The sequence below is a fragment of the Paenibacillus marchantiophytorum genome (genome assembly GCF_014640555.1).
In the GTDB taxonomy this organism is placed as follows: domain Bacteria; phylum Bacillota; class Bacilli; order Paenibacillales; family NBRC-103111; genus Paenibacillus_E; species Paenibacillus_E marchantiophytorum.
This window is the reverse complement of record NZ_BMHE01000145.1, coordinates 1-686: the sequence shown is the minus strand read 5'-3', so window position 1 is coordinate 686 and position 686 is coordinate 1. Positions and strand designations below refer to the sequence as shown.

At 55.0% G+C, this 686-nt stretch carries 1 rRNA gene; it reads left to right on the top strand.

From position 1 onward, the window contains the following. A 23S ribosomal RNA gene (locus tag IEY34_RS36375) occupies positions 1-686 on the top strand; the annotation flags it as partial.

Here is a 686-nt window from a genome sequence, read left to right as displayed (position 1 = left end):
GTACCGTGATCCGGTATGGGGACAGTGTCAGGTGGGCAGTTTGACTGGGGCGGTCGCCTCCTAAAATGTAACGGAGGCGTTTAAAGGTTCCCTCAGAATGGTTGGAAATCATTCGCAGAGTGCAAAGGCATAAGGGAGCTTGACTGCGAGACCTACAAGTCGAGCAGGGACGAAAGTCGGACTTAGTGATCCGGTGGTACCGAATGGAAGGGCCATCGCTCAACGGATAAAAGCTACCCTGGGGATAACAGGCTTATCTCCCCCAAGAGTCCACATCGACGGGGAGGTTTGGCACCTCGATGTCGGCTCATCGCATCCTGGGGCTGAAGTAGGTCCCAAGGGTTGGGCTGTTCGCCCATTAAAGCGGTACGCGAGCTGGGTTCAGAACGTCGTGAGACAGTTCGGTCCCTATCTGTCGCGGGCGTAGGAAATTTGAGAGGAGCTGTCCTTAGTACGAGAGGACCGGGATGGACGTACCGCTGGTGTACCAGTTGTCTCGCCAGAGGCATAGCTGGGTAGCTATGTACGGAGGGGATAAGCGCTGAAAGCATCTAAGCGCGAAGCCCCCCTCAAGATGAGATTTCCCAGTATGTAAGACCCCTTGTAGACGACGAGGTTGATAGGTTCGAGGTGGAAGTGCGGCAACGTATGCAGCTGACGAATACTAATCGGTCGAGGGCTTAACC